The sequence below is a fragment of the Burkholderia sp. BCC1993 genome (assembly GCF_905339865.1).
GTDB lineage: Bacteria > Pseudomonadota > Gammaproteobacteria > Burkholderiales > Burkholderiaceae > Burkholderia.
This window is the reverse complement of record NZ_CAJPGZ010000008.1, coordinates 302,820-329,698: the sequence shown is the minus strand read 5'-3', so window position 1 is coordinate 329,698 and position 26,879 is coordinate 302,820. Positions and strand designations below refer to the sequence as shown.

24 protein-coding genes and 2 pseudogenes are annotated in these 26,879 nt (G+C 68.5%); 14 read left to right on the top strand and 12 right to left on the bottom strand.

What is annotated here, in order from left to right; all coding sequences use genetic code 11:
• Window positions 1-23: 23 nt before the first annotated feature.
• Genes U4Y91_RS15905 through U4Y91_RS15895 form a run of 3 tightly spaced genes read right to left on the bottom strand, consistent with a single transcriptional unit; the run spans window position 24 to window position 3,070 of the window.
• A complete protein-coding gene (locus U4Y91_RS15905; RefSeq protein ID WP_321805814.1) occupies window positions 24-1,328 on the bottom strand; it encodes a cytochrome-c peroxidase in 1,305 nt (434 codons plus the stop codon).
• Window positions 1,329-1,356: 28 nt separating this feature from the next.
• Window positions 1,357-1,557 (bottom strand): hypothetical protein, encoded by a 201-nt coding sequence (locus tag U4Y91_RS15900; protein WP_321805813.1) that lies wholly within the window; start codon window positions 1,555-1,557, stop codon window positions 1,357-1,359.
• Between the two features lie 49 nt (window positions 1,558-1,606).
• Window positions 1,607-3,070 carry a metallophosphoesterase family protein gene (locus tag U4Y91_RS15895; protein ID WP_321805812.1) on the bottom strand — a complete coding sequence of 488 codons (1,464 nt, stop codon included), beginning with the start codon at window positions 3,068-3,070 and terminating at the stop codon, window positions 1,607-1,609.
• A gap of 182 nt (window positions 3,071-3,252) precedes the next feature.
• On the opposite strand from U4Y91_RS15895, the gene U4Y91_RS15890 reads away from it, so the two are divergent.
• Window positions 3,253-4,101, top strand: a complete 849-nt coding sequence (locus U4Y91_RS15890) for a class I SAM-dependent methyltransferase (protein ID WP_321805811.1) — start codon at window positions 3,253-3,255, stop codon at window positions 4,099-4,101.
• Between the two features lie 93 nt (window positions 4,102-4,194).
• Here U4Y91_RS15890 and U4Y91_RS15885 read toward each other — a convergent pair whose 3' ends face one another.
• From U4Y91_RS15885 to U4Y91_RS15865, 5 genes and pseudogenes are all read right to left on the bottom strand, one after another.
• On the bottom strand, window positions 4,195-4,506 hold the full coding sequence (locus U4Y91_RS15885; RefSeq protein WP_044843140.1) for a hypothetical protein: 312 nt from the start codon (window positions 4,504-4,506) through the stop codon (window positions 4,195-4,197).
• Between the two features lie 190 nt (window positions 4,507-4,696).
• Window positions 4,697-4,924: pseudogene (locus U4Y91_RS15880) on the bottom strand (BCCT family transporter); the annotation flags it as partial.
• A 282-nt stretch (window positions 4,925-5,206) separates the two neighbouring features.
• Complete coding sequence (locus U4Y91_RS15875) at window positions 5,207-6,394, bottom strand: porin (protein WP_321805810.1); 1,188 nt, start codon at window positions 6,392-6,394, stop codon at window positions 5,207-5,209.
• A 119-nt stretch (window positions 6,395-6,513) separates the two neighbouring features.
• Window positions 6,514-8,934: a glycoside hydrolase family 31 protein gene (locus tag U4Y91_RS15870; RefSeq protein ID WP_321805809.1), complete on the bottom strand. Its 2,421-nt coding sequence runs from the start codon at window positions 8,932-8,934 to the stop codon at window positions 6,514-6,516.
• 27 nt (window positions 8,935-8,961) lie between these two features.
• On the bottom strand, window positions 8,962-10,233 hold the full coding sequence (locus tag U4Y91_RS15865) for an MFS transporter (RefSeq protein ID WP_321805808.1): 1,272 nt from the start codon (window positions 10,231-10,233) through the stop codon (window positions 8,962-8,964).
• Window positions 10,234-10,682: 449 nt separating this feature from the next.
• Here U4Y91_RS15865 and U4Y91_RS15860 point away from each other — a divergent pair, with 449 nt between their 5' ends.
• From U4Y91_RS15860 to U4Y91_RS15825, 8 genes are all read left to right on the top strand, one after another.
• A complete protein-coding gene (locus U4Y91_RS15860) occupies window positions 10,683-11,633 on the top strand; it encodes a MurR/RpiR family transcriptional regulator (RefSeq protein ID WP_321805807.1) in 951 nt (316 codons plus the stop codon).
• Window positions 11,630-12,616, top strand: coding sequence for an isoaspartyl peptidase/L-asparaginase (locus tag U4Y91_RS15855; RefSeq protein WP_321805806.1), 987 nt, complete (start codon window positions 11,630-11,632; stop codon window positions 12,614-12,616). The genes U4Y91_RS15860 and U4Y91_RS15855 overlap by 4 nt, the downstream gene beginning before the upstream one ends.
• Window positions 12,617-12,643: 27 nt before the next feature.
• Window positions 12,644-14,593, top strand: coding sequence for a dipeptide ABC transporter ATP-binding protein (locus U4Y91_RS15850; protein WP_321805805.1), 1,950 nt, complete (start codon window positions 12,644-12,646; stop codon window positions 14,591-14,593).
• Window positions 14,594-14,722: 129 nt separating this feature from the next.
• Window positions 14,723-16,285: a glutathione ABC transporter substrate-binding protein GsiB gene (gsiB, locus tag U4Y91_RS15845; protein WP_044842908.1), complete on the top strand. Its 1,563-nt coding sequence runs from the start codon at window positions 14,723-14,725 to the stop codon at window positions 16,283-16,285.
• A gap of 67 nt (window positions 16,286-16,352) precedes the next feature.
• A complete protein-coding gene (gsiC, locus tag U4Y91_RS15840) occupies window positions 16,353-17,273 on the top strand; it encodes a glutathione ABC transporter permease GsiC (RefSeq protein ID WP_321805804.1) in 921 nt (306 codons plus the stop codon).
• A 13-nt stretch (window positions 17,274-17,286) separates the two neighbouring features.
• Window positions 17,287-18,180, top strand: coding sequence for a glutathione ABC transporter permease GsiD (gsiD, locus tag U4Y91_RS15835; RefSeq protein ID WP_044842910.1), 894 nt, complete (start codon window positions 17,287-17,289; stop codon window positions 18,178-18,180).
• Complete coding sequence (locus U4Y91_RS15830; protein WP_321805803.1) at window positions 18,180-19,271, top strand: P1 family peptidase; 1,092 nt, start codon at window positions 18,180-18,182, stop codon at window positions 19,269-19,271. The genes gsiD and U4Y91_RS15830 overlap by 1 nt, the downstream gene beginning before the upstream one ends.
• The gene (locus U4Y91_RS15825; RefSeq protein WP_321805802.1) at window positions 19,268-20,095 is read left to right on the top strand and encodes a M55 family metallopeptidase; all 828 of its coding nucleotides are present in this window, start codon (window positions 19,268-19,270) and stop codon (window positions 20,093-20,095) included. The genes U4Y91_RS15830 and U4Y91_RS15825 overlap by 4 nt, the downstream gene beginning before the upstream one ends.
• A gap of 35 nt (window positions 20,096-20,130) precedes the next feature.
• Here the strand turns inward: U4Y91_RS15825 and U4Y91_RS15820 are convergent, their stop codons facing one another.
• Window positions 20,131-20,910 carry an alpha/beta hydrolase gene (locus U4Y91_RS15820; protein WP_321805801.1) on the bottom strand — a complete coding sequence of 260 codons (780 nt, stop codon included), beginning with the start codon at window positions 20,908-20,910 and terminating at the stop codon, window positions 20,131-20,133.
• 142 nt (window positions 20,911-21,052) lie between these two features.
• Between U4Y91_RS15820 and U4Y91_RS15815 the strand changes: the two genes are divergently transcribed.
• The gene (locus U4Y91_RS15815; protein ID WP_044842914.1) at window positions 21,053-21,832 is read left to right on the top strand and encodes an AraC family transcriptional regulator; all 780 of its coding nucleotides are present in this window, start codon (window positions 21,053-21,055) and stop codon (window positions 21,830-21,832) included.
• Between the two features lie 460 nt (window positions 21,833-22,292).
• On the opposite strand, the gene pcaG is transcribed toward U4Y91_RS15815, so the two are convergent.
• The 3 genes from pcaG to U4Y91_RS15800 form a co-directional block, all read right to left on the bottom strand.
• Window positions 22,293-22,886: a protocatechuate 3,4-dioxygenase subunit alpha gene (gene pcaG, locus U4Y91_RS15810; protein WP_044842915.1), complete on the bottom strand. Its 594-nt coding sequence runs from the start codon at window positions 22,884-22,886 to the stop codon at window positions 22,293-22,295.
• Between the two features lie 3 nt (window positions 22,887-22,889).
• Window positions 22,890-23,597: a protocatechuate 3,4-dioxygenase subunit beta gene (gene pcaH / locus U4Y91_RS15805; protein ID WP_124484995.1), complete on the bottom strand. Its 708-nt coding sequence runs from the start codon at window positions 23,595-23,597 to the stop codon at window positions 22,890-22,892.
• 296 nt (window positions 23,598-23,893) lie between these two features.
• Complete coding sequence (locus tag U4Y91_RS15800; protein ID WP_321805800.1) at window positions 23,894-24,097, bottom strand: hypothetical protein; 204 nt, start codon at window positions 24,095-24,097, stop codon at window positions 23,894-23,896.
• Between the two features lie 120 nt (window positions 24,098-24,217).
• On the opposite strand from U4Y91_RS15800, the gene U4Y91_RS15795 reads away from it, so the two are divergent.
• The 4 genes and pseudogenes from U4Y91_RS15795 (at window position 24,218) to U4Y91_RS15780 (ending at window position 26,879) form a co-directional block, all read left to right on the top strand.
• On the top strand, window positions 24,218-24,955 hold the full coding sequence (locus U4Y91_RS15795) for a helix-turn-helix transcriptional regulator (protein WP_321805799.1): 738 nt from the start codon (window positions 24,218-24,220) through the stop codon (window positions 24,953-24,955).
• A 77-nt stretch (window positions 24,956-25,032) separates the two neighbouring features.
• Window positions 25,033-26,019, top strand: a complete 987-nt coding sequence (pcaQ, locus tag U4Y91_RS15790; protein WP_321805798.1) for a pca operon transcription factor PcaQ — start codon at window positions 25,033-25,035, stop codon at window positions 26,017-26,019.
• Between the two features lie 134 nt (window positions 26,020-26,153).
• Window positions 26,154-26,512, top strand: a pseudogene (locus U4Y91_RS15785) (type II toxin-antitoxin system RelE/ParE family toxin).
• 70 nt (window positions 26,513-26,582) lie between these two features.
• Window positions 26,583-26,879, top strand: coding sequence for a helix-turn-helix domain-containing protein (locus U4Y91_RS15780; protein ID WP_257772436.1), 297 nt, complete (start codon window positions 26,583-26,585; stop codon window positions 26,877-26,879).

The window sequence follows — 26,879 nt, the reverse complement described above, 5'->3', positions numbered from 1 at the left end:
CGCGCCTGGCCGTTCGGCCAGGGTCAACGCGCCGGCGCGGCAGTGCGGGCGATCCGCGCGGCGGGTGGGACGGGATTCGCGTAGCGTGCGTCGGTCAGCGTGCCGAGGAACGCGACGATGTCGTCGATTTCCGCATCGGTCAGCGCGGGCGGCGTGCCGGGCCGACGGTTCATCGGCGTCGAATTGACGTTGATGTTGCCGCGATAGGCGGCCGGCACGTCGTCGAACGTCCGGGCGCCGTGATACCAGCGGCCCGGGTCGGTCGAGCGCGTGTTGTAGAACGCGACCGCGTCGCGCAGCGTCGTGAACACGCCGTTGTGCATGAACGTCTGCTTGACCGCGACGTTGCGCAGTCCCGGCGTGCGCAGGTAGCCGCACCATTGCGTCGGCTCGGGCCAGCGCAGCCGCGCAGCCGTATCGCACAGACCATTGTCGAAATGGCGTGGATCACGGTTCGCGGGCAGCGCGTGGTTGCGCGGCACCGCGATCGCGTCGTAGCCGAAATCGGTGAAGAGCGAGCGCTCCGGCCGGCTCGACGTTTCCGACAGCGTATGGCAGCTCATGCAATTGCCCTTGTCGGGATTGCGGAACAGCGCCAGGCCGCGCATCTCGGCCGGCGCGAGCGGCTTGCGCGTGTGCAGGAATGCGTCGAAGCGCGACGTGAACGGCGCCATCTCGTCGCTCTGCAGATAGGCTTCGACGGCCGAGCCGAGCGCACGCACCAGTTGCTCGGGATCGCGCCGCACCGACGTGCCGAAGCGCGCGGCGAGATCGCCTGCCAGTTCGGTGCCGTCGACCTTGCGCAGCAGCGCGGCCGGCGACCGGTTGTTCATCTCGTTCGGGTCGAACAACGGCCCGCGGATCTGTTCGGCGAGCGTGTCCGCGCGGCCGTCGCTGAACAGGCCGCCGAACGGCGACGGCGCGGGCGCGTCGTCGTCCTGGTAGAAGTGGCGGCGCGGCACGTAGCGCACGTAGAGCAGCGATGGCGCGTTGCGCTGGCTGAAGCGCCCGTGGCGGCTGCCTTCCGGCACGCCCGGCCCCGCGAGCGAAGCGGCCGACAAGGTCGGCGCGAACGCGCGCCCCGGATCGTGGCAGCCCGCGCACGACATGCCGCGCGGCTCGGACAGCCGCGTATCGAAGAAGATCCGGCGGCCCAGCGCAACGAGCGTCGGGTCGGGCGCGAAACGGGCGGTGGCCGCGTCGACCTTGTCGGTCACCTGCGGCGTGCCGTTGCCGATCGTGCCGACGACGCGCGCCGGCGGCGCGCCGGGGAGCAGGGTCGTTTCGGCAGGTGCGCCGTGGACCGCGAGCGCCGCTCCGGCGAGCACGGCGGCGGCAAGGGCGCGTGCCGCCCGTTCACCGGCGGCGGCCGAAACCGCGGCGGACGCCGAACGCCCGGCAAGGGCGACCGAAGGAATCCGCTGCCTTTGCGATCCAGCCATTCGTCCCCGGCGGCCGGCCGAATCCGTTGCATCCGCCGCATCCGCCGCATCCGCCGCATCCGCCGAACACGCCGAACACGCCGAACACGCCGAACACGCCGAACACGCCGAACACGCCGAATACGCCGAATCCATCAAGCCGCCGTGCAATCGAACTTCATCACTCACGGCGCGATGAACCCCGTCTTGTCGCATGCGAGCGTGTTGCCCGCCTGGTCGCACGACGCGAGCAGCTTGCCCGCCGCCGAATACGCATGGAACACCCAGCCCGTCGCCGGCGCCGCGCGTCGCTCCATGATCAGGAAACCGAAGCTGTTGTTGTGCGACAGCCGTTCGATCACGGCGCCCGGCGCCGGCGTCAGGCCGGCGGGGAACGGGTCGGGCAGCGCGACGTCGAGGTTGTCGCCGCCGTTGCCGGACACGATCGTCGCCGGATGCCCGGACGAGAAGTTGATCGCCTGGAAGTCGTGCACGTGCCCGTGCAGCGCGACGTGGATGCCGGGCGGGTAGTACGCCTGCGCGTTCAGGCTCGCCATCACCGACTGCAGCGCGAGGTTGCCCGGCGCGGGTGTGCTGCCGGCGATCGGCGCGAACGCAAGGATCGGATGGTGGTTCGTGAAGATCGTCGTCGACATGCCGGCCTTCGACGCGAGCGACGCGACCGTCTGGAACTGCTTCTGGTAGATGCGGAATTGCGCGTCGGTCGTCTTCAGCGGATTGCGGCCGACCTTCGCGGTGTCGAACACGATCACCTGCGTGCCGCCGCCGAGCGACACCGCATAGGGATCCGAGTAGTTCGCGTCGTCGTCGTTGGCCGGATCGTCGCACGAACGGGCCGCCGAATACGGGCGCGGATCGAGGAAGCGGTACCAGCCCTGGCCGGCCCGTGCACATTCCTCGTGGTTGCCGCGCACGACGACCCACGGCGCCTTCGCGAACAGCGGCGCAGCCGGGCGGAACAGGTCGGCCTGCCACGCATCCCAGCCATAGCCCCACGGGCTGTCCTTGCAGCCGGCGATGTCGGGCGGGCACGCGTTTTCGCGGTAGTGATAGTCGCCGACGTGCAGCACGAGGTCCGGCGACAGCTTCGCGACGCTCGCCGCGATCGTGTCGAACGGCCAGACCGTCGCGTCGTTGCACGCCTGCCATGCGTTGTCGGCCTTCTTCATCCGGCAGCCGGTGTCGGCGATGATCGCGATGCGCTGCGGCTGCGCTTTCGGCAGCGGCAGTGCGCGGCCCGCGAGGCTCGCCGTTTGCGCATCGGCCGGCAGCGCCGCTTCGCAGACCGACACCGGGAAGCTCGACGGTTTCGAGTCGGCCGGGGCGCTCGCCGTCGGGCGCTGCGCGACGGTCGCGGCGCCGGCGCGCAGCGTCATGCGCGACAGCTTGCCGTCGACGGACAGTTGCGGGCACAGCGGATCGCTCGCGGATGCGGGGCTGTAGCTCGTGATCACGCGTGCGATTGCCTGGTTCGCGTCGCCGATCTCGACCCACGCGGCCTGAACGTTGATCGCGGCACTGGCCGGGTCGGCGGGCGTATCGATGTGATTCGAACACGCGGACAGCGCCGCGAGGGCAACAAGCGGAGCGCAGCGCACGAGCAGTGCGCGCGGGAGGAGTCGTCGCATGAGAGGCACCGTAGGAAAGTCGTCAACGATACGCAGCGCGAGTGTAAGAAATGTGAAGGACGGAGTACGGCGGCCGGCCGGCGCGCGAGTCGTGCCGCGGTTGCGGCCTTGACCTCAAGCCGGCTTGAAGCAGCATAGTCCGGATCACGGTCAACGATACGGACGAAAAAGGAGAATCGACGATGAAAGACAGCCGGGCAAACGAAGCGCAGTCTGCGCTGTGGAATGGCCCGTCGGGGCTGGCATGGGTCGACGCGCAGCGCTCGCTCGACCGGATGTTCGAGCCGTTCGAGACGCTGCTCGCGGACGCGGCGGCCGCGGCATCCGCCAGCAGCGTGCTCGACGTCGGCTGCGGCACCGGCGCGGTGACGCTCGAGATCGCACGGCGGCTTGGTGCGCACGCGCACTGTACCGGCGTCGATATTTCGGCGCGGATGATTGCCGCCGCACGGGCGCGTGCCGAACGCGCCGGCCTTGGCGCCGGCTTCGTGCAAGCCGACGCGCAGACGCATGCATTCGCGCCGGGTCGGTTCGACCTGATCGTGTCGCGCTTCGGCGTGATGTTCTTCGACGATCCGGTGCGCGCCTTCGCGAACCTGCGGCACGCGGCGCGCGCGAACGCGCAACTGCGATTCGTTGCATGGCGCGGCGCAGCCGACAATCCGTTCATGACGACGGCCGAGCGTGTCGCTGCAACGTTGCTGCCGGACCTGCCGGCGCGGCAGCCGGGGGCGCCGGGGCAATTCGCGTTCGGCGACCGGCAGCGGATCGCATCGGTGCTGTCGGACAGTGGCTGGGCCAACGTCGCGATCGAGCCGATCGACCAGGCGTGCGCGTTGCCCGAGGCGGCATTGAACGACTACATCGCGCGGCTGGGCCCGGTCGGGCTCGCGCTTCAGGACGCGGACGACGCGACGCGGCGGCGCGTGGTCGAAACGGTGCGCGCTGCGTTCGAGCCTTACGTGCAGGGCGCTGACGTGCGGTTCGAGGCGGCGTGCTGGCTCGTCACGGCGCGGGCGCCGTCTGCATGACGCGTCAGGCTACGAGGACGACCGATGTTCGGCATGCACGCTGCCGTTCGCGCATGACAAGGCAAGGCCGCGTCGCCGCGCAAACGACAGATATCAGCCGCGCCTCGCACGCAACATCAGCCACGCGCAGCCCGCCGCGACGAGCGCGAGCCCGAGCAGCACCGCCTCGACGCCGAGTGCGAAACCGGGCGGCATCTCGCCGCTGTTCGGCACGGGCGACAGGTTGGCGGTGATCGCGATCGCACCGCCGGCCAGCAACGCGATGCAGACGATCCAGTAGACCTTGCCGCGCGGCGCGGCGGTGCGGATCCGCCACAGCGCGAGGCCGACGCCGCCGAGGTAAAGCACCGCGAGCGTCGCGAGCGCGATGAAGTCGCCGGTGCGATCGTGCAGCAGGCCGCTCATCGTGCGCCTCCGTCCGAGGCCGCGCGTCCGTACGATGCGATGAACGCGACGGTACCGTTCATTCTGCCTCCGTTGCGTGCCCCGGCGCGCGGCTCAGCAGATGCGCGCGGATATCGGCCGCGAGCGATACGTAGCATTCGTACTGGCGCAGCACGTCGGCGATCATCTCGTTGCCGCGCAGGTATTCGACGTCGGGGCCGAGCCGGATGTTGCCGAAGTCGCTCGCCGCGATCAGCACGAGAAACACGAGGAACGTGGTGACGGCGAGCACGTAGAACCAGTCGAAGCGCGCGACGACCCATTGCTGGCCGGAGGAGAACAGCGCGCATACGACGAGCAGTGCGCCGATGACTGCGAGCGCGGGCAGCACGACCTGCGGCTTGAGCGTCGTGCGGGTCGAGGGACGGGAACCTGGCATGGCTGGCATCCAGTTGTGGGCGCAACGAGGCGCGACGCCGCCCGGCGCGCGCGTCGCACGTCGGACCCTGATACGGCGTGCGTCGAGTGTACCGCGGTGTCAGGACTGCAAGAAGGGGCAAGCAGCAGGGATGAACCTGACGAATTGTAAGGTATCGGGCCGATCGCGAAAACCCTCGCACTGCGCGGCGCGTGCGAAAGAGCGCAGACGGGGGCGCGGAATCCGGCGCCCCGGACGATGCGGACCGTCCGGGGTGGCGGCGGGCGATGCGCTGCCGCGGGTTCAGAACGTTACGGCGATCCCGGCCATGCCGACGAACTGGCCGTGCGTCGTCGACGGCGTGAGCTGCTGCGAGTCGCCGACGATCGGCGCCGCGTCGACGATATGGCCGGCACCTTGCGCGCCGAGCGTCCGCCCGCTCGAATGCGTGTACGCCTGCAGCGCATAGAGCGTCGTGCGCTTCGACAGGCTGTACGACTCCTTCAGCGAATACTGCTGGTAGCGGGCCGCGTTCGACACGCCGTTCGCCTTCGACGCGAGCGTGTACGCGAACGCGCCGGCCACCGAGAAGGTCGGCGTGAAGCGGTACGCGGCGAGCGCGCCGTAGGTGTTGAACACGGCCGTGTTCGCGAACGCGGAGCCGTTGCCGGGCAGGTACTTCACGTTCGAGTAGTTGAGGCCCATCGTCAGGTTGCCGAGCGTGTAGTTGCCGGCCGTTGCGATCTGCTCGACGGCCTTCGCGGTCAGGTAGCCCTGGTTCAGCACGGACACGGCGAAGCTGCCCGACGCCGCGGTCGCCGGATTCAGGAACCCCGCCGACGAACCCGAGCTGTTGATGCGCAGGTAGCCGGCCGCGATCCCGACCGGCCCGTTCGCATAGCGCAGCGCGGTGCTGAACGTATTGCCCTTGCCGGTCGCGCCGGCGATGCCGCCGAACGCGTACATCGCGCTCGCGGTCAGCCCGGACAAGGTCGGCGACGTATAGGTGACCGAGTTGTTCACGCGGATGGTCGTGTCGAGGCCGTCGATGTCGCCCGGATGCGCGCCGGTCGCACCGGTCAGCCAGCTGCTCGACGCGTAGGGGCCGACCAGCAGGAAGTACGGCGTGTACTGGCGGCCGGCCGTCACCGTGCCGTAATGGTCGTTGCGCAGCCCGACGAAGGCCTGGCGGTTGAAGATCGTGCCGGCGGCGGCCTGCGCACCGGTGTTCAGGTTGAAGCCGGATTGCAGGTCGAAGATCGCGTGTGTGCCGCCGCCGAGATCCTCGTCGCCGCGCAGCCCGAACTTCGATGCATACAGGTTGCCGTCGCGCATGTACACGTTCGAGTGGCCTTGCTGGTTGTTCACGTACGCGAGCGAATCGTCGACCACGCCGTACAGCGTCACGCTGCTCTGCGCATGGGCGGCGGAAGCGCCGAGCGACGCGGCCGAGAAAATCAGGATTGCATAACGATTATGCGGTGCTTTCATTGTCGATCTCCGAGTCTCTTCAGGGGGCGGGAGGCTGGACGGCCTCCTCTTGGGTGGAGGGGCGGGCCGCGTGCGCGGTCCGCCCGAACATGGCTCGGCGCTTGCCCGAGCGTGCGCGGTCAGTCGTCGAGCGCCACGACGAGGCGACGCCACGCGCCGTCCCGCGCATCGTGCTCGACGCGCGCGCCGCGCACCGCAAGCGCGCCTTGCAGCGACGCCGGCAGCAGGATCTCGAGGCGCTCGGCGGGGCGATGCATGCGGCCGTCCCAGCGGACCGACACGCCGAGTTCGCCCGACGCCTGGCGGCCGGTCTCGATGCGCCAAAGCCCGTATTCGCCGTCGCGCCACGCTTCCGTTTCGCCGTCGTCCTCGACGCATTCGCCGTATGCGACACCGTCCTCGATGCGCGGCGCGACGAGGAAGCCGCGCGTGTCCGCGCGTGCGCCGAACCGTTGCTCGGCGACGTTCAGCGGCAGCACGCGACCTTCGCGCAACAGCATCACCGGCGTGTCGAGCGGCGCGGGCAGCGTCACGCTCGCGCCACCGTCGAACGACCGCGCGCTCGCGCAGCACAGCCAGCGCGCGCCCGACGGCAGGTAGACCGTGCGCTCGGTGCGGCCCGGGTCGACCACCGGCGCGACGAGCAGCGCGTCGCCGAGCATCATGTCGTCGCATTCGTCGTAGCAGCGCGGGTCGCGGGGGAAGTCGCCGAAGGTCGGCCGCAGCACGGGCTCGTAGCGCGTGGTCGACAGCCACAGCAGGTGATAGAGATAAGGCAGCAGCCGGTAGCGCTGCTTGATCAGAGACGCGATCCGCGCGGTGATCTCCGGATACATCCACGGTTCGTTGACGGTGCCGTCGTCATTCCACGAATGGATGCTGAAGCGCGGCATGAAGATGCCGAACTGGACCCAGCGCAGCAGCAGCTCGGGCGACGGTGCGGGACCGGAGAAGCCGCCGATGTCGTGGCCGATGTTCGACACGCCCGACAGCGCGAGCCCGAGGCCCATCTTCAGGTTGTAGCGCAGCGTTTCCCATGACGTGTAGTTGTCGCCGGACCAGGTCTGCACATAACGCTGCATGCCGGCGCCGCCGGAGCGTGACACGAGGAACGGCCGCTGCGCCGGCGCATGCGCGCGCTGCGCGTCGCGCGACGCACGCATCATCAGCATCGTCTGCAGCACTTTCGCCTCGCGCGCGGGGAACGGCTGGCCGAAGCCGTGCGCGATCGCGTCGGGCGACCAGATCTCGTATTCGTTGTTGTCGTTCCAGGTCGACTCGATCCCGTAGTCGAGCAGCGCCGACGTGACCTGCTCGCGCCACCAGCGACAGGCGTCCGGTTGCGTGAAGTCGATATATGCGCCGACCTCGTCCCAGAACTGCACCCACGCCGGCTCGCCGGACGCCGAGCGGATCAGCAGCCCGCGCCGTGCAGCGTCGTCGAACGCGGGATGGTCGCGCAGCAGGCACGGCTTGATGTTCGCGCACAGGCGGATGCCGTGGTCGCGGTAGTGCTTCACGAAACCCTTCGCGTCGGGAAACTTCTCGCGGTTCCAGTTGAACACGTAGCGCTTCGCGCCGATCGACGTATAGCCCGACGACAGGTGGAACGAATCGCACAGGATGTCGTGCGATTCACACTGCTCGACGAACTGGTTCATCTGGCGCTGCGCGTCCGGCGCGTCGGTGTAGCTCATCGTCGAGCCCGAATAGCCGAGCCCCCATTTCGGCGTGCGCGCCGGGCGCCCGGTGAGCCACGTGAAGCGTCGTGCGGCCGTGAGCGGCGTGTCGGGCGATGCGATGAAGTAATAGTCGAGATCGCCGTGCTCGGTGACGAAGTAGCGGTACAGCCCGTGGTAGTTGTCGAGCTCGCGGCCCATGTCGAACGCGCAATCCGACAGCGTGTCGTAGAACAGCCCGAAGCCCTGGCACGCGTCGGGCGACCAGGTGACGTAGAACGGGATGTGCTTGTAGAGCGGGTCCGTGTGCTTCGCGCTGTAGCCCATCGCGTCGATGTTGCGCATCTCGAAGCGCGCGCCGGTACGGTCGAGGTCGCCCGCGCGCTCGCCGAGGCCGAACACCTTGTCGCCGCGCTCGCGGGCGACGTAGTGATAGGCGCGGTGGTCCCACCAGCCGAAGTTGTACGCCTGCGTCGCGCGGTCGGCGAGCACGACGCGCCACGCGCCGTCGGCACCACGCATCGACCACGTGCAATGGCCGCCTTGCCGGCTTACCGTGAGACGGATCTGCGCGGTTTCGATGCGCACGCCGCCGTCGTCTTCGACGAAGTCGTAGACGGGCAGCGCGAACCCGCTGAGGTCGAGACGGTCGCGGCCCTCGAGCGGCACGTCGTCGAGGCCCGGTGCGATCGTCCAGGTGCGCGGGTCGCGCGCCGTCGCGTCGGGCAGCACGCGCACGCGCACGATGTCGTCCTCGAGCACGAAGATCTCGAGGGTCGCGCCCGCGTCGGACGCGAGCAGCACACGGTTCGCCTGCCGGGCGGCGACGCGGAACACGGGCGGATGAAGAAGCGAAGTCATGAAGGCGATTCCTGGTGAAAACGGAGGTCAGGCGTGTTGCGCGAGCAGGCGTTCCTGCTTCGACTGCCCGCGAATCAGCACCGCGAGCAGCGTGACGCCGATGAGGTCGAACAGGCCGAGGCACGCGAACAGCGGGGCGTAGCCGATCTTGTCGGCGAGCGCGCCGACCAGCAGCGAGAAGCCGAGCCCGCCGATCCACGCGGCCATGCCCGCGAAGCCGCTGGCGGTGCCGACTTCCTCGGGATCGAACACGTCGGCCGACAGCGTGTTGACGAGTGCGGAGATCATCTGGTGAGCGAAGCCGCCGACGCAGAACAGGGCAATGGCCGTGTACGGCGACGACACGAGCCCGATCATCGCCGGCCCGAGCATCAGCACTGAACCGAGCGCGACGCCGGCGACGCGGGACCACACGAGCGGCAGTTTGAACCGGTTCGCGAGGTAGGGCGACAGGTAGCCGCCCGCGATGCCGCCGAGGTCGGCCGCGAGAAACGGCATCCACGCGAACACGGCGATCTGCGTGAGCGCCATGTGGCGCTCGGTGGCGAGGTACAGCGGAATCCAGAAGCTGAAGGTCTGCCATGCGGGTTCCGCGAAGAAGCGCGGCAGCGCGATGGCCCAGAAGCGGCGCGCGGTGACGACGTCGCGAATCCGGCGCTTCGACACGGCCGGCATCGTGGCCTGGCCGTCGCGGATCAGCGTGCGCTCCTGCGACGTGAGGCGCGGATGAGCGGCCGGCGAGCGGTACTGCGTGTACCAGAGCGCGGCCCACAGGAAGCCGAGGGCGCCGGTGACCATGAACGCGGATTGCCAGCCGAACCGCAGCGACAGGAACACGACGAGCGGCGGTGCGATCGCGGCGCCGAGCGACGTGCCGGCATTGAAGTAGCCGACCGCGACGGATTTCTCGCGATCGGGAAACCATTCGGCGACGGCCTTCATCCCCGACGGAATCGCGGCAGCCTCGAACAGCCCGAGCAAGCCGCGCAGGATGCCGAGCGACAGCCAGCCCGACGCGAAGCCGTGCGCGACGCCGACCACCGACCACAGCATCGCGAACAGCGCGAACCCGAGCCGCAGCCCGATCAGGTCGACGATGAACCCGCACACCGGCTGCATGATCGTGTAGCCGATCTGGAACGCGCCGACGATATACGAGTACTGCTGCGTCGAGATCGCGAACACCTGCTTCAGTTCCGGTGCGAGCACCGCGAGGGAGTTTCGAGCGAGGTAGTTGAGGATCGTGCCGAGGCATACCAGCACGATGATCCACCAGCGCAACGCCTTGACTGTTTTCACTGCTGTCTCCTGATCCATGCAAGTCGCCCGGCTAGGGCGTCTCGTCCTGTCTTATTTGTACGATGTCCGATCTTGGTAGGCGCAAATTCGCCCGGTTTTTCTCGAAATGACCATATTCGATCGAACATTTCGATGCTATCGAAAGCCGATGTTATCAGACGACTGATCATTTTCGAGCATCCTATGTTCGAATTCGAATCAGGTCAACGTGAATCTGCATTCGAACGAACATGCCTGGGGTATTCCCGATAGGTCTGCAGATCGGGTGTCCGGCGCGTTGCATGGCGACCGAGCGCCGAACGCCCGCTTGCCGGGGCCGAGCGGCCGTCGCAGGGCCGACCGCATCAGCCGGGCCCGGCAAGGGGCGTGACAACCCTGATGAAAATTTATTTTTTTCCTGTCGGCGAATTGTGTAAATTGATTTTCATCCACCTTGCAAAACCATTCGCATGACGCCGCTCGTTCCACACGATGTCAGTCACGAGGAATCCGCGATCGCGGAGCGCATCGCCTCGGCCATGCCGCGGATGACGCCGATCCACCGCCGGATGGGCGAGTTCGTGCTCGCGAATCCGTTCCGCGCGGCGACGATGCGGATCGACGAGCTGGCGCAGGCGGTGAGTGCGTCGATCGCGACCGCGAACCGCTTCGCGAAGGCGCTCGGCTTCGACGGCTATCCGGCGATGCGCGCGGCGCTCGTGCGCGGCTTCGAGGCGACGCTCGGCCCGGTCGAACGGCTGCGTTCCGCGCAGGAGCAAGAGCAGGAGCAGGGCGTGCGCGGCGCCGCGTGGATCGACGCGGTGTTCGACCAGGCCGTCACGAACATCGAGAACACGCGCGCGCAGCTGGATGCGGCCGACGTCGAAGCGGCCGTCGAGGCGATCGTCGGCGCGCGGCGCGTGCTGATCCTCGGCGCCGGTTCGAGCGCGTTTCTGACCGGGCTGATGGAACATGGCTTGTCGGTGTGTCACGACAACGTGCAGTCGCTCGCGCTGCTCGGCGGCCCGTCGCATGCGGCGCGGCGCCTGTACACGGCCGACTCGCGCGATCTCGTGATCGCGCTCGCGTTTCCGCGCTACGTGAAGGACACGATCGAGCTGGCCCGCCGCGCGGCGGCGCGCGGCGCGCGCGTGCTCGGCATTTCCGACGGGCCCGGTTCGCCGCTGGCACCGATCGCGTCGCTGAACCTGTACGTGAAGGCCGAGCGGCGTTTCGCGGCCACGTCGGAAGCGGCCGTGCTGACGATGATCGAGGCGCTGATCGACGCGGTCGCGCTGCGCACGCACCGCTCCGCGAAGTCCGCCGCCGAAATGACCGAATTCCTGTTGCCGTGGCTGGTCCGGCCGCAAGCGGCGCTGCCGGCCGCCAACCCTTCTTCTTCCGGTCCGAAAAAATCATGACTTCACCCGCGATCGTCGCGATTCATGGCGGTGCAGGCACGATCCTGCGCGAGGCGATGGACACCGACACCGAACGCCGCTACCGCATCGAGCTCACCGCGATCCTGCAGGCCGCGCAGAAGGTGCTCGCCGACGGCGGCAGCGCGCTCGACGCCGTCACCGTCGCGGTGCGGATGCTCGAGGACTGTCCGTTGTTCAACGCCGGGCGCGGCGCCGTCTATACGGCCGAAGGCAAGCACGAGCTCGACGCGGCGGTGATGGACGGCACGACGCTCGCGGCCGGCGCGATCTGCTGCGCGACCCGCGTGCGCAATCCGGTCCTCGCCGCGCGGCGCGTGATGGAGGCGAGCGAGCACGTGCTGTTCGCGGGCGCGGGCGCCGATGCATTCGCGGCCGCACAGGGCCTCGAACTCGCCGAGCCCGGCTATTTCGACACCGAAGCGCGTCGTGCGCAGTGGGTCAAGGCGCGCGGGGCGGCCGGCACGATGCTCGACCACGACGCGGCGACCTTCGCGTTCGGCGCCGGGCAGCCGGCCGAGCCGCTCGATCCCGACCGCAAGCACGGCACGGTCGGCGCGGTCGCGTGCGACCTGCGCGGCCATATCGCGGCGGCGACGTCGACCGGCGGCATCACCAACAAGCAGCCCGGACGCGTCGGCGATTCGCCGATCATCGGTGCCGGCTGCTACGCGGACGACGCGACCTGCGCGGTCTCCGCGACGGGCACCGGCGAGATGTTCATCCGGCTCGCGACCGCGCATGACGTGGCCGCGCAGATGGCCTATCGCGGCGCGTCGCTTGCCGACGCCGCGCACGACGCCGTGATGAACAAGCTGCCGCGCCTGGCCGGGCGCGGCGGGATCGTCGCGGTCGACGCGCACGGCAACGTCGCGATGCCGTTCAACACGGAAGGGATGTATCGCGGCTACGCGCGCGTCGGCGAGACGCCCGTGGTCGGCATCTATCGCGACGATGCGGCCTGATTCCGGATCGTACGAGGAGACCTTCGCATGACTTCGAGCCGAACCCCGTCCGCGCTGGTGCTGCCGGAACAGCGCGTGGTCGCCGTCGACGACCTGTCGGTGATGTTCCGACGAGAGAACGCGACGTTCGACGCGGTGCGCAACGTGTCGTTTCACGTCGATCGCGGCGAGACGCTCGCGATCGTCGGCGAATCGGGCTCCGGCAAGTCGGTCACGTCGCTCGCGCTGATGCGGCTCGTCGAGCACGGCGGCGGCGAGATCACGAGCGGCCGGATCGCGTTGCGGCGGCGTGGCGGCGCGCTCGTCGACCTCGCGCAGGCGAGTGCGGCGACGATGCGCGGGATCCGCGGCGCGGACATCGCGATGATCTTCCAGGAGCCGATGACGTCGCTGAACCCGGTGTTTACGGTCGGCGACCAGATCAGCGAGGCGATCGCGCTGCACCAGTCGAAGAGCGCGACCGAAGCGCGCGCGGAAGCGTTGCGGCTGCTCGATCTCGTGCGCATTCCGGAGGCGCGCCGCGTGTTCGCGCGCTATCCGCACCAGTTGTCCGGCGGGATGCGGCAGCGTGTGATGATCGCGATGGCGCTGTCGTGCCGGCCCGCGCTCCTGATCGCCGACGAGCCGACCACCGCGCTCGACGTGACGATCCAGGCGCAGATCCTGCAGCTGATCCGCGGCCTGCAGGACGAAATGAACATGGGCGTGATCTTCATCACGCACGACATGGGCGTGGTGGCCGAAGTGGCCGATCGCGTGCTCGTGATGTATCGCGGCGAGAAGGTCGAGGAGGGCGAGTCCGAGCGCATTTTCGCGGCGCCCGCGCATCGCTACACGCGTGCGCTGCTCGCGGCCGTGCCGCGGCTCGGCTCGATGCACGGCACGGATATCCCCGAGAAATTTCCGCTGATGAAGGTGGACGGCGCGAGCGCGGCCGCGCCGGCGCCTGCCGCGAACGACGCGAACGACGCGAACGACGTGCGTGATGCGAACGATGCGGCCGCGGTCCCCGCCGCCGGGCAGCCGCACGTCGATCCGGCCGCGCCGCCGATCCTGCGCGTGCGCGATCTCGTCACGCGGTTTCCGGTGAAGAGCGGCGTGTTCGGCCGTGTGTCGCAGTACGTGCATGCGGTCGAGCGCGTGAGCTTCGAGCTGCGCGCGGGCGAGACGCTGGCGCTCGTCGGCGAATCGGGCTGCGGCAAGTCGACCACCGGCCGCTCGCTGCTGCGCCTCGTCGAATCGCAGAGCGGCTCGATCGAATTCGACGGCCGCGACATCAGCGCGCTGAAGGGCCAGGACCTGCAGGCGCTGCGCCGGAACATCCAGTTCATCTTCCAGGATCCGTTCGCGTCGCTGAACCCGCGCCTGACGGTCGGTTTCTCGATCATGGAGCCGCTGCTCGTGCACGGTGTCGCGAGCGGCCGCGAAGCGCAGGCGCGCGTCGACTGGCTGCTCGACAAGGTCGGCCTGCCGCCGGAGGCCGCGCGCCGCTATCCGCACGAATTCTCGGGCGGCCAGCGCCAGCGGATCGCCATCGCGCGCGCGCTCGCGCTGAATCCGAAGGTCGTGATCGCCGACGAATCGGTGTCCGCGCTCGACGTGTCGGTGCAGGCGCAGATCGTGAACCTGATGCTCGACCTGCAGCGCGAGCTCGGCGTCGCGTATCTGTTCATCTCGCACGACATGGCCGTCGTCGAGCGCGTCAGCCATCGGGTCGCGGTGATGTATCTTGGCCAGATCGTCGAGATCGGCCCGCGCCGTGCGGTGTTCGAGGCGCCGCAGCATCCGTATACGAGGAAGCTGATGAGCGCGGTGCCGGTGGCCGACCCGGCACGCCGGCATGCGCCGCGCCAGCTCGCGGCGGACGAGATTCCGAGCCCGATCCGCGCGGTCGGCGACGAGCCGATCGTCGCACCGCTCGTCGCGGTCGGCCCCGATCACTACGTCGCGACGCATCGCGTCGGCGGCGCGTATTGATTGCGCGGCGAGGCGCATATGGACCGCAGCTGCGCACGCGCCAGGCAACGGCGTCACTACCCGGAGCGGATGCAGTCACGCCGCGATTTCCACCACGCGTTACCGAATCATCCACAGGAGCCAGACAAAATGAACAAGCCGCACTCGTTCCCGATGTTCCGCCCGCGCGCGCTGTTCGCCGCGGGGGCAGGCGCGCTCGCGCTGTCGGTCGCCGCGCCCGCGTTCGCGCAGCAGAACGTCGTGGTCGCCGTGTACTCGACGTTCACGACGATGGACCCGTACGACGCGAACGACACGGTGTCGCAGGCCGTCGTCAAGTCGTTCTACGAAGGGCTGTTCGGCTTCGACAAGGACATGAAGCTCGTGAACGTGCTCGCGACGAGCTACCAGGCGTCGCCCGATGCGAAGGTCTACACGGTCAAGCTGCGCCCGGGCGTGAAGTTCCACGACGGCACCGACTTCAACGCCGACGCGGTGAAGGCGAACTTCGACCGCGTGACCGATCCGGCGAACAAGCTGAAGCGCTACGGACTGTTCCGCGTGATCGAGAAGACTGAGGTGGTCGATCCAATGACGGTGCGCTTCACGTTGCGCGAGCCGTTCTCCGCGTTCATCAACACGCTCGCGCACCCGTCGGCGGTGATGATTTCGCCGGCCGCGCTGAAGAAGTGGGGGCGCGACGTGTCGCTGCATCCGGTCGGCACGGGCCCGTTCGAGTTCGTCGAATGGAAGCAGACCGACGACATGAAGGTGAAGAAGTTTGCCGGCTACTGGAAGAAGGGCTATCCGAAGGTCGATTCGATCGACTGGAAGCCGGTGGTCGACAACAACACGCGCGCCGCGCTGCTCAAGACCGGCGAGGCGGATTTCGCGTTCACGATTCCGTTCGAGCAGGCGGCCGACCTGAAGAGCAATCCGAAGGTCGAGCTGATCGAGCGGCCGTCGATCATCCAGCGCTACATTTCGCTGAACACGCAGAAGAAGCCGTTCGACAATCCGAAGGTGCGTGAAGCGCTGAACTACGCGGTCAACAAGGAGGCGCTCGCGAAGGTCGTGTTCGCCGGCTATGCGACCCCGCAGACGGGCGTCGCCCCGGTCGGCGTCGAATACGCGACCAAGCTCGGGCCCTGGCCGTACGATCCGGCGAAGGCGCGCGCGCTGCTGAAGGAGGCCGGTTATCCGAACGGCTTCGAGTCGACGCTCTGGTCCGCGTACAACCATTCGACGGCGCAGAAGCTGATCCAGTTCGTCCAGCAGCAGCTTGCGCAGGTCGGCGTGAAGGTGCAGGTGCAGGCACTCGAGGCCGGCGAGCGGGTCGCGAAGGTCGAGAGCGCGCAGGATCCGGCGGCGGCGCCGGTGCGGATGTACTACAGCGGCTGGTCGGCCTCGACGGGCGAGGCGAACTGGGCGCTGTCGCCGCTGCTCGCGTCCACGTCGGCACCGCCGAAGCTCTACAACACCGCGTACTACAAGAACGGTGCCGTCGACGACGATCTCGCGAAGGCGCTCGAGACGACCGACAACGCGAAGAAGGCCGCGCTGTACGCCGACGCGCAGAAGCTGGTGTGGGCCGACGCGCCGTGGATCTTCCTGGTGCAGGAGAAGATCGTCTACGCGCGCAGCAAGCGCCTGCACGGCATGTACGTGATGCCGGACGGTTCGTTCAACTTCGACGAAATCTCGGTGAAATGACGGCAGCTCGTCCGCTGTCCGGCGCCGGCGGCGCAAGCTGCCGGCGCGCTGATTCGATCGGTGCCCCATGCTGAATTTTCTCGTCAAACGCCTGTTCGGCCTGCTGCCCACGCTCGCGATCGTCGCGGTGCTGGTATTCCTGTTCGTGCACCTGCTGCCGGGCGACCCGGCGCGGCTCGCGGCCGGCCCCGAAGCCGACGACGCGACGGTCGCGCTCGTGCGCGCCGATCTCGGGCTCGACCGGCCGCTGCCCGCGCAGTTCTCGCACTTCTTCGTGAAGATCGCGCACGGCGATTTCGGCACGTCGACGCGCAGCAAGCGGCCGGTGTCGACCGAGATCGGCGAGCGCTTCATGCCGACGCTGCTGCTCACGCTCGTCAGCATGGTCTGGGCGACGGCGTTCGGGATGGCGATCGGGATCGCGTCGGCGGTATGGCGCAACCGCTGGCCCGACCGCCTCGGGATGACGATCGCGGTGTCGGGCATCTCGTTTCCGGCGTTCGCGCTCGGCATGCTGCTGATGGAGATCTTCTCGGTGAAGCTCGGCTGGCTGCCGGTCGTGCCGGACGGCACGTGGAAGAGCTACGTGCTGCCGTCGCTGACGCTCGGCGCCGCGGTCGCGGCCGTGATGGCGCGCTTCACGCGCGCGTCGTTCGTCGAGGTGCTCAACGAGGACTACGTGCGCACCGCGCGCGCGAAGGGCGTGCACGAGCCGCTGGTGGTGCTCAAGCACTGCCTGCGCAACGCGATGATCCCGGTCGTCACGATGATGGGGCTGCAGTTCGGCTTCCTGCTCGGCGGCTCGATCGTCGTCGAGGCCGTGTTCAACTGGCCGGGGCTCGGGCGCCTGCTGGTCGACGCGGTCACGATGCGCGACTACCCGGTGATCCAGGCGATCGTGCTGCTGTTCTCGCTCGAATTCATCCTGATCAACCTGACCGTCGACGTGCTGTACGCGGTCATCAACCCGACCATCCGGTTCAAGTGAGCGTGAGGCCAGCATGAACGCGACTGTCCAGCCCGCGGCGCCGGCCGCATCGAACACGATCCGCACGCCGTGGCGTGAATTCTGGCGCAAGTTCCGCAAGCAGACCGTCGCGCTGGTCGCCGGCGGCTTCGTGCTCGCGCTCGTCGTGCTGGCCTTCGTCGGCCCGCACATCGTGCCGTTCGATCCGGAAAACTATTTCGACTACGACGCGCTGAATGCGGGGCCGTCGGCCGTGCACTGGTTCGGCGTCGACTCGCTCGGCCGCGACATCTTCAGCCGGATCGTCACCGGCACGCGCATCTCGCTCGCGGCCGGCTTCTTCTCGGTCGCGCTCGGCGCGCTCATCGGCACGTTCTTCGGGCTGCTCGCCGGCTACTACGAAGGCTGGTGGGACCGCATCACGATGCGCGTGGCCGACGTGCTGTTCGCGTTCCCGGGGATCCTGCTCGCGATCGGCGTGGTCGCGATCCTCGGCAACGGGATGGTCAACGTGATCTGCGCGGTCGCGATCTTCAGCATTCCGGCGTTCGCGCGGCTCGTGCGCGGCAATACGCTGATGCTCAAGCACATGACCTACGTGGAAGCCGCGCGCAGCATCGGCGCGTCCGACTGGACGATCATCATGCGGCACATCCTGCCGGGCACCGTGTCGTCGGTCGTCGTCTACTTCACGATGCGGATCGGCACGTCGATCATCACGGCCGCGAGCCTGTCGTTCCTCGGGCTCGGCGCGCAGCCGCCGACGCCGGAGTGGGGCGCGATGCTCAACGAGGCGCGCGCGGACATGGTGACCGCGCCGCACGTCGCGATCTTCCCGAGCCTCGCGATCTTCCTGACCGTGCTCGCGTTCAACCTGCTCGGCGACGGGCTGCGCGACGCGCTCGACCCGAAGCTGGAGCGGCGCTGATGCGAGCCGTACCGATGTGGGCCGCGACGCTGCCGGCCGGGCCGCGCGGCACGATCGCCGACGTGCCGGGCGTGACGGTCGGCCATGCGACGCTCGATGCGGGCGACGTGCAGACGGGCGTCACCGTCGTGAAGCCGCATCCGGGCGACCCGTACCGCAGCAAGGTGCCGGCCGGCGCGGCCGTGATCAACGGCTTCGGCAAGAGCGTCGGGCTCGTGCAGGTCGACGAACTGGGCACGCTCGATACTCCGATCGCGCTGACCAACACGTTCGGCGTCGGCGCGGTCGCGCAGGCGCAGATCCGCGCGGCAATCGAGAAGAATCCGCAAATCGGCCGCGACTGGCCGACCGTCAACCCGCTCGTGTTCGAGTGCAACGACGGCTATCTGAACGACATCCAGGCGTTCGCGGTGACGGCCGCGCATTACGACGACGCGTGCCGCACGGCGGCGCGCGACTTTGCACGTGGCGCGGCAGGCGCCGGGCGCGGGATGTCGTGTTTCGACCTGAAGGGCGGGATCGGCTCCGCGTCGCGCGTGGCCATTGCGGCCGGCAGGCCGTATACGGTCGGCGCGCTGGTGCTCGCGAATTTCGGCCGGCTGCCGATGCTGACGCTCGGCGGCGTGCCGGTCGGACGGATCGTCGCGCAGCGGCGTGCCGCCGCGGACGCTCAGCCGACGCACGCGGCGCCGCCGGAGCAAGGCTCTATCATCCTGGTGCTCGCGACCGATGCGCCGCTCGACGCGCGGCAACTGTCGCGGCTCGCGCGCCGCGCGGGCGCGGGGCTCGCCCGCACCGGCTCGGTCTACGGGCATGGCAGCGGCGACATCGCGCTCGCCTTTTCGACCGCGTACACGATCGCGCACGATGCGTCGACCGTCGCGCTGCCTGCCCTCGTGGCCGATGCGGCGCTCGATCCGCTGTTCATGGCCGCGGCCGAAAGCGTCGAGCACGCGATCGCCGACGCGCTGCTGCAGGCCGTGACCGTGACCGGCCGAGACGGCCACGTACGGCAATCGCTGCGCGACGCGGTGCCCGATCTCGAGCGGTTATTCAACGCAGGCAACGAAGGACGTCCGAGCCATTCATGAAGATTCTGATCTCGACCGACATCGAAGGTGTCGCCGGCGTGTTCGCCATCGAGCAGACGCGTGCCGGCAATCCGGAATACGAACGCGCGCGCCGCTGGATGACCGCCGAGGCGAACGCGGCGATCGAAGGCGCGTTCGCCGGCGGCGCGCAGGCCGTCTGGGTCAACGATTCGCACGGCGGCTTTCGCAACCTGCTGCCCGACGGGCTCGATGCGCGCGCGCGTGTCGTGCTCGGCAAGCCGCGCACGCTGGGGATGATGGCGGGCCTCGAGCAGCAGCCCGACCTCGTGTTCATGATCGGCTTTCATGCGAAATCGCAGACGCGCGGCGTGCTTGCGCACACCATCAACAGCTTCGCGTTCACGCAGGTGTGGCTGAACGGCGTCGAACTCGGCGAAGCCGGGCTGTACGGCGCGCTGGCGCGCGAATACGGCGCGCACGTCGCGCTGGCGTCGGGCGACGACGTGTTCGCCGAGGAAACCCGGCCGCTGTTTCCCGACGCGCGTTTCGAGACGGTCAAGACGGCCGGCGGTGCATCGAGCGGCGACACGCTCACGCCAGCCGCGTCCTGCGCGCGCATCGCGACCGCCGCACGCGAAACGGTCGCGCATGCGCTGTCGTCCGGCTGGCGCGCGACCGCGCACCGGCCCGCGCCGGCCGCTTGCACGCTGCGCGTGCAGACGGCCGCGCTCGCCGATCTGTTCTGCGTTCTGCCGTCGCTCGAGCGGGTCGATGCGGTGACGCTGCGCTTCGACGGGCCGTCGGTCGAGCACGTGGTGCGCACGCTGAACAGCCTGTCGGCCATGTCGTTCATGCTGCGGTGATGCGTGCCGACCGGAGGCCGCCGATGCGCGGCGCGTCACGCACCGGGCGCGAGGTCTGCCACCGTGTCGAGCAGGAACGCTTCCATCGCGGCGACCAGCGCGAGCGGGGTTTCGTTCATCGGGTAATGACCGGCATTGCGCAGCACGTCGACGGTCGCGCGCGGATAGCGCCGCAGATAGGTGCGCGCCATCAGCGCCGCGTCGAACGCCGGGTCGTGCTCGCCGATCAGCACCTTCACCGGATGGCGGCCCGCGATCTCGTCGCTGAAATCCGTGTCGGCCCACGCGCGGAAGTACGCGCCGAACGCGTGCGGCGACGAACAGGATGCCGAATACGCGGCTTTCCACTCGACCCAGGCGGCGGGCAACCGGCCGCCGGTGCTGCGATCGATGATGGTGCGGCGATCGGCGAGGTGGTCGGCGGCGCGTTCGAATAGCGCGCGTCGCGCGGCGTCGAACGGCAGGCCGCCGCACGGCACCGGCGCGATCGGCACCAGCGCGCGCACCCGGTCGGGCGCCATGGCGGCGACCTTCTCGATCGCCATGCCGCCCATCGAGTGGCCGACGAGGCTGAACGTGCGCCAGCCGAGCGCGTCGGCGAGGGCGAGCGCGTCGGCGGCGATTTCGGCGATCGAGTACGCGCCCTGCGCGCCGCGCATGCCGCCGTAGCCGCGGTAGTCCATGAACACATAGGTGAAGCGTTCGTGCGACAGCCACGTCTCGACGGGCTCGAACGCACGCGCGTCGCCGAACCAGCCGTGCAGCACGAGAACAGGGTGGGGGCCGTCCCCCACGCGATGAAACGTATTGGGCATTTCCGCTCCGATGAAGTCGCTATCCGGCCGATTCGGCCGTCGGGTCTTGCGGCCATCCGGTCGCGCAAGCGTGGAGCGGATCGTAGACCGATCGAAGGTGACCCGCCTTCGATATCGGGTCATTCATGATGGAATTCGGGCCTTGAGAAATACGCTGCTGGATCCCTACGAAGACATTCCCCGTAGCGTCGTGGTGACCGCCAACGACTACGCGGCGGGCACGACGTTTCCGGAGCACGCACACCGGCGCGGGCAGTTCGCGTTCGCGTCGCGCGGCACGATCAGCGTGTCGACGCCGCACGGCCGCTGGCTGGTGCCGCCGCAGCGCGCGTGCTGGGTGCCGGCCGGCGTGCGGCACGAAATGACGATGACCGGGCCGGTCACGATGCTCAACACGTTCGTGTCGGACGACACGGCCGAGGCCGCGGGGCTGCCGGACCAGTGCGGCGTGTACGGCGTGTCGCCGCTCCTGCGGCAACTGATCGACGATGCGATCGACCTGCCGGCGATGTACGACGTCGACGGCCGGGCGGGCAAGCTGATGGCGCTGCTGGTCGCGGAAATCGCGACGATGCCGCGGCTGTCGCTGCACGCGCCGCTGCCGGCCGACGCGCGCCTCGCGAAGATCTGCCGGCATCTGTTCGCGTCGCCGTCGATCGCGGCCGATCTCGACCAGGTGGCGACCGACGCGGGCGTGAGCCGGCGCACGTTTACGCGGCTGTTCCGCGCGCAGACCGGCGTGAGTTTCGCCGCCTGGCGCCAGCAGGTCTGCATGCTCGCGGCGATTACCCGCCTGAGCGACGGGCAGCCGGTGACGCGGGTCGCGTTCGATCTGGGCTATGCGAGCGCGAGCGCCTTTACGTCGGCGTTTCGCCGCATCCTCGGCGAAACGCCGAGCCGGTATCTGGAGGTTCGCCGCTAGCCGGAACGGCTGCGGCGGCGAGTGCGGCGGCGTGCTCCGGTCGCGGACGAAAAAAACGCGTCTGCCAGGTTTCGGTCAGACGCGCTTGAAGGCACTCGGTCAGAAAAATGCGCGATCAGGCAGCGGGGCAGTGTTCGCGCATTGCGCGTGAAATTGTTGCCTGTTTCGATTCAATCCAATCGGTGTCGGGCGGATAGCAAAGCATACGCCGTGTAACGCGCAAACGACATCGTGCGGGCCCGACGATTCATGTGCTGTCGCAGCATGTGTTTCAATCGCGCGTTTGATGCCGGGGGCGGGAGCAGTCAACCAAGGGCGTCGGCAGTCCCGATCGGGCGTGCTGCGGCACGGCATCGAATGTGGGGGCCCGAAAGCGAAAACCGCCGCGCGACGCGATGCCTGTTGGTATCGCGCCACACGGCGGTTCGGTGCGGGTAGCCGGCCTGCGCCGGCTCGCACGTCACACGTCGAAGAACACGGTCTCGTCCGGCCCCTGCATGCGGATGTCGAAGCGGTACACGACGGGCCGGCCCGGTTGCGCGTCGCGCTTCGCGACGAGCGTCGCGCGGCGTTCGGCCGGCACCAGGTTCAGCACCGGATCGGCCGCGTTCGCCGCGGCTTCGTCGTCGAAATACACGCGGGTGAACGCGTGGGTCAGGATCCCGCGCATCATCACGGTCACGTTGATGTGCGGTGCTTCGTCGGCGGCGGCGCGGCCCGGCTTGACCGTCTGGACAACGAAGCGGTGCTGCGCATCGGTGCCGGTGCCGACGCGTGCGAAGCCCGTGAAGCCGGACTTCGCGATGTCGTCGCGCGACGCGGGATAGCGGCCCGCGCCGTCCACCTGCGTGAATTCGAGCACCGCGTCGCTGACGACGTTGCCGTCGCCGTCGAACACCTGTCCGACCAGCAGCACGTGCTCGCCTTCGGCGTCCGGCGTGGCGATCGCCGGCGTGAACAGGCTCTTCAGGTCGTAGTCGTATTGCTGCGGGCACAGGCCGTACGCGAAGTACGGGCCGACCGTCTGCGAAGGGGTTTGCTTCAGCGTCGTCATGGTTCAGCGCTCCATCGGGGTGGCGTCGCGGCCGCGCAGCACGATGTCGAATTCGTAGCCGAGCGCATAGCCTTCTTCGGTGATGTCCATCGAGAAGCGCGAGATCAGGCGGTCACGCGCCGCTTCCGGCGTGCCCTGGAAGATCGGGTCGTACGCGAGCAGCGGATCGCCGGGGAAGTACATCTGCGTGACGAGGCGCGAGCCGAAGTAGTCGCCGAACAGCGAGAAGTGGATGTGATTCGGGCGCCATGCGTTCGGATGGTTGCCCCACGGATACGCGCCGGGCTTGATCGTCAGGAAGCGGTAGCGGCCTTCGGCGTCGGTCATGCAGCGGCCTGCGCCGAGGAAGTTCGGGTCGAGCGGCGCGTCGTGCTGGTCGACCTTGTGCACGTAGCGGCCGGCCGCGTTCGCCTGCCATACCTCGACGAGCGTGTTGCGCACGGGCTTGCCGCCTTCGTCGAGCACGCGGCCGGTGACGACGATGCGCTCGCCGAGCGGTTCGCCGTTCTTCACGGCGTTCTTCGTCAGGTCGTGGTCGAGCGCGCCGAGATCGTCGGTGCCGTAGACGGGCACGTACTGGTCGCGCAGCTTTTCCTTCAGCGGGATCAGCGGGCGGGTCGGGCCGCGCTTTACCGACGAACGGTACTCGGGGTGGATATACGCGGGATGCGACGGCCAGTCGCGCGGCGTGAGAATCGTGGGGGAATCCATCGGGCGTCTCCTGTTAGGTATTTCGCGAAGTGGATGGCAAGACTTTAGCCAATCCGGAAAGTTATGCAAAATGACCTTTTTTCGCGAATCGCATAACCGTTCGTTATGTTCGGCGACGCCCATGAAAATCCGCCGGACAGGCGGCCTGTCCGGCGGAAAAAGCGATTCGGGCTTCGCGTCGTCGGTGACGACTCCGTGCACGGCCCTCCAGCCAGCCCGTCGCTGCTTTTTTATGTGTCGTTGTTGTTATCCGGTCTCCCCGAGCGTGCCCGTCCTTCGTCCTTCGTCCTTCGTCGTTATGGCCGGGCGGGATCGAATACGATCCCGTCGAATTCGAGCGACAGCGTGCCGCTGCGCAGCAGCGCAGCCGGTGTCGCGGCGCGCTCGGCGCCGAGCACGTCGCTCACATAGTTCGCGCAGAATGTGCGATCCGTGTCGCGGGCATCGCGCGGCGCCGGGTGATGCGGGTCGAAGGCGGGGGTGTCGGTTCGGGTGCTCATAGCGGCTCCGTCGGTGAGTGACAGGACGGAGCGGATTATGCAGACAAGTATCCAAAAGTGCTTGTATGGATGCTTGAGTAGCCTAATATCCGACCGTGAGCATCATTTTTCGATACCAACATGACCGAGACCGCCCAACTCATCGAAACGCTGAAGCGCCAGCTGAAGGCGCAGGGAATGACCTACCGCGACGTCGCGCGTGCGCTCTCGGTGTCCGAGACGAGCGTGAAGCGGCTGTTCGCGAGCGGCCGCTTCACGCTGGAGCGTGTCGCGGAGATCGCGCAGCTGCTCGGCTACACGCTCGCGGAGCTCGTGCAGGAGGCGTCGGCGTCCGCGCCGCGCTTGCGCGTGCTGACCGAGCAGCAGGAGGGGCTGCTCGTGTCGGACGAGAAGCTGCTGCTCGTCGCCGTCTGTGCGATCAACTACTGGACCGTGCAGGACATCGTGGCGGCCTATCGCGTGACGCAGGCCGAGTGCGTGAAATACCTGCTGATGCTCGACCGGATGAACGTGATCGCGCTGCTGCCCGGCGACCGGATTCGCGTGCGCGTCGCGCGCGATTTCGACTGGCTGCCGGGCGGGCCGATCCGCCGGTATTTCCATGCGCACGTGCTCGACGATTTTCTCGGCAGCCGCTTCGACGGCCCGGGCGAGACGATGACGTTCCTGCAAGGGATGCTGACGGACGCGGCCGCGGCGGAGCTCGAACAGGAGCTGCGGCGGCTCAGCAGCAAGGCGGCGGCGCTGCATGCCGAGTCGTCGTCCGCGCCGCTCGGGCAGAAGCACGGCACGGCCCTGCTGATCGCGAAACGGATCTGGGAGCCGACCGGATTCCATGCGCTGCGGCGTCATGCGTGACGCCGCGCCGAATGCTTGGGCCTTTCCGGAAAGTTATGCAAAATGGCGTGATATCACCATTCACATAACCGCCCGTTATGAATAACCGTATCGCCGACGGCCGCGTCAAATTCCGGCACCTGCAGTGTTTTCTCGCGGTCGCGCAGTTGGGCGGCGTGCAGAAGGCGGCCGAAAGCCTGTCGATCACGCAGCCGGCCGTGTCGAAGACGATCGCCGAACTGGAGTCGATCCTCGGCGTGAAGTTGTTCGAACGCGGGCGGCACGGGGCGCAGCCGACCCGCGAAGCGCAGCTGTTCATCCCGCACGCGAACGCGTGCGTGCTGGCGCTGCGGCAGGGTGTCGGGCTGCTTGCGCGCGAAGGCGGCGCGGCCGCGGCGACGCTCGAAATCGGCATGCTGCCGACGGTTGCGGCATCGCTCGCGCCCGCGCTGATGAAGGCGCTGACCGCACGCTGGCCGCGCATCGTGGTGCGGATCGCGACGGCTGCGAATACCGAACTGCTGGAGCGCCTGAAGGCGGGGGCGATCGAATGCGCGATCGGGCGCCTGTCGGAGCCGGAACGGATGATCGGGCTCGCGTTCGAGCAGCTGTACAACGAACCGCTCGTCGCGGTCGTGCGCGCCGGCCATCCATTGCTGGCAAGTGCCGCGCCGGCCGCCGAGCTCGCGCGCTATCCGGTCGTGCTGCCGCCGTTCGGCACGCTGATCCGCCAGTCGGCCGAGCAACTGCTCGGCGCGTGCGGCGCGCCGCCGCTGGATTCGTTCATCGAGGTGCTGTCGGTGTCGGTCGCGCGTGCGCTCACGCTCGAGAACGACGCGGTCTGGTTCGTGCCGCTCTATGCGGCCGAATACGACTTGTCGGCCGGCGCGCTCGCGCGGCTGCCGCTGCCGTCCGCGGGCACCGACGAGCCGGTCGGGCTCGTGCTGCGCACCGATGCGCAACCGTCTCCCGTCGCCCGGACGCTGATCGACGCCGTGCGCGACATCGCGCAGGCGCGGTTCGGCGATGCGCACGCCCATCGCGCGCCCCGGGGCGCGCGCAAGCCGGCTCGCCGCCAGCGTTGAGACGCCGGGCAGGGCGTGGGCGAATGACGTCCGGCTGCCGCTCCTTCACCGTCATTCGTTAGCCTTTCGGTCAGTAGCGGGTGTCGTCGTGCTTGGCGTATCGTACCGTTTTTGATACACTCGATGACACGACGATGGCGAGACAGCAGATTCAGGCCACGCTCGACGTGCGGTTCTTCCGCACCGCGCGTGGCACGAGCCGGTGCGCGAATGGCTCAAGGCGCTCGGGCAGGTCGAGCGCAGGGTGATCGGCGAAGAGATCAAGACCGTTCAGCTCGGCTGGCCGCTCGGCATGCCGCTGGTCCGGAAGATGTCGCAGGATCTGTGGGAAATCCGCGTGATGTTGCCGCAGCGAAGCGCGCGCGTGCTGTTCACGGTCGTCGGCGACACGATGGTGCTGCTGCACGCGTTCTTCAAGCAGTCGCAGGCCACGCCGTCCGACGATCTCGACGTGACCGTCGCGCGGCTGAAAGCGCTGACGCGCGCCATCTGAATTCCCCCGGCTGCGCGGGCACATGCGATCGGCGATGTGCCGGCCGGCCACGCCATGCACTGGAGTACCCATGACGACCACGAACAACCCGCATATCGGCAGCGACTTCGACACCTTCCTCGGGGAGGAAGGCCATCTCGAAGCGGCCACCGCCACCGCGATCAAGCGCGTGATCGCGTGGCAGATCGGCCAGGAAATGAAGGCGCAGCACATCACGAAGACCGCGATGGCCGCGCGGATGAAGACCAGCCGCGCCGCGCTCAACCGGCTGCTCGACGAAACCGACACGAGCCTCACGCTCGCGACGCTCGCGAGCGCGGCCACCGCACTCGGCAAGCGGCTCAGCTTCGAGCTGGTGCCGGCCTGA

What these genes read in the sequence shown, in the direction of transcription:
- gsiC (WP_321805804.1), top strand. Translation starts at nt 16,353, where the DNA reads ATGCTGAATTTTCTCGTCAAACGCCTGTTCGGCCTGCTGCCCACGCTC.
- U4Y91_RS15885 (WP_044843140.1), bottom strand. Translation starts at nt 4,506, where the DNA reads ATGAGCGGCCTGCTGCACGATCGCACCGGCGACTTCATCGCGCTCGCG.
- gsiD (WP_044842910.1), top strand. Translation starts at nt 17,287, where the DNA reads ATGAACGCGACTGTCCAGCCCGCGGCGCCGGCCGCATCGAACACGATC.
- pcaG (WP_044842915.1), bottom strand. Translation starts at nt 22,886, where the DNA reads ATGACGACGCTGAAGCAAACCCCTTCGCAGACGGTCGGCCCGTACTTC.
- U4Y91_RS15870 (WP_321805809.1), bottom strand. Translation starts at nt 8,934, where the DNA reads ATGACTTCGCTTCTTCATCCGCCCGTGTTCCGCGTCGCCGCCCGGCAG.
- U4Y91_RS15825 (WP_321805802.1), top strand. Translation starts at nt 19,268, where the DNA reads ATGAAGATTCTGATCTCGACCGACATCGAAGGTGTCGCCGGCGTGTTC.
- pcaQ (WP_321805798.1), top strand. Translation starts at nt 25,033, where the DNA reads ATGAATAACCGTATCGCCGACGGCCGCGTCAAATTCCGGCACCTGCAG.
- U4Y91_RS15860 (WP_321805807.1), top strand. Translation starts at nt 10,683, where the DNA reads ATGACGCCGCTCGTTCCACACGATGTCAGTCACGAGGAATCCGCGATC.
- U4Y91_RS15895 (WP_321805812.1), bottom strand. Translation starts at nt 3,070, where the DNA reads ATGCGACGACTCCTCCCGCGCGCACTGCTCGTGCGCTGCGCTCCGCTT.
- U4Y91_RS15800 (WP_321805800.1), bottom strand. Translation starts at nt 24,097, where the DNA reads ATGAGCACCCGAACCGACACCCCCGCCTTCGACCCGCATCACCCGGCG.
- pcaH (WP_124484995.1), bottom strand. Translation starts at nt 23,597, where the DNA reads ATGGATTCCCCCACGATTCTCACGCCGCGCGACTGGCCGTCGCATCCC.
- U4Y91_RS15830 (WP_321805803.1), top strand. Translation starts at nt 18,180, where the DNA reads ATGCGAGCCGTACCGATGTGGGCCGCGACGCTGCCGGCCGGGCCGCGC.
- U4Y91_RS15850 (WP_321805805.1), top strand. Translation starts at nt 12,644, where the DNA reads ATGACTTCGAGCCGAACCCCGTCCGCGCTGGTGCTGCCGGAACAGCGC.
- gsiB (WP_044842908.1), top strand. Translation starts at nt 14,723, where the DNA reads ATGAACAAGCCGCACTCGTTCCCGATGTTCCGCCCGCGCGCGCTGTTC.
- U4Y91_RS15780 (WP_257772436.1), top strand. Translation starts at nt 26,583, where the DNA reads ATGACGACCACGAACAACCCGCATATCGGCAGCGACTTCGACACCTTC.
- U4Y91_RS15875 (WP_321805810.1), bottom strand. Translation starts at nt 6,394, where the DNA reads ATGAAAGCACCGCATAATCGTTATGCAATCCTGATTTTCTCGGCCGCG.
- U4Y91_RS15795 (WP_321805799.1), top strand. Translation starts at nt 24,218, where the DNA reads ATGACCGAGACCGCCCAACTCATCGAAACGCTGAAGCGCCAGCTGAAG.
- U4Y91_RS15820 (WP_321805801.1), bottom strand. Translation starts at nt 20,910, where the DNA reads ATGCCCAATACGTTTCATCGCGTGGGGGACGGCCCCCACCCTGTTCTC.
- U4Y91_RS15855 (WP_321805806.1), top strand. Translation starts at nt 11,630, where the DNA reads ATGACTTCACCCGCGATCGTCGCGATTCATGGCGGTGCAGGCACGATC.
- U4Y91_RS15890 (WP_321805811.1), top strand. Translation starts at nt 3,253, where the DNA reads ATGAAAGACAGCCGGGCAAACGAAGCGCAGTCTGCGCTGTGGAATGGC.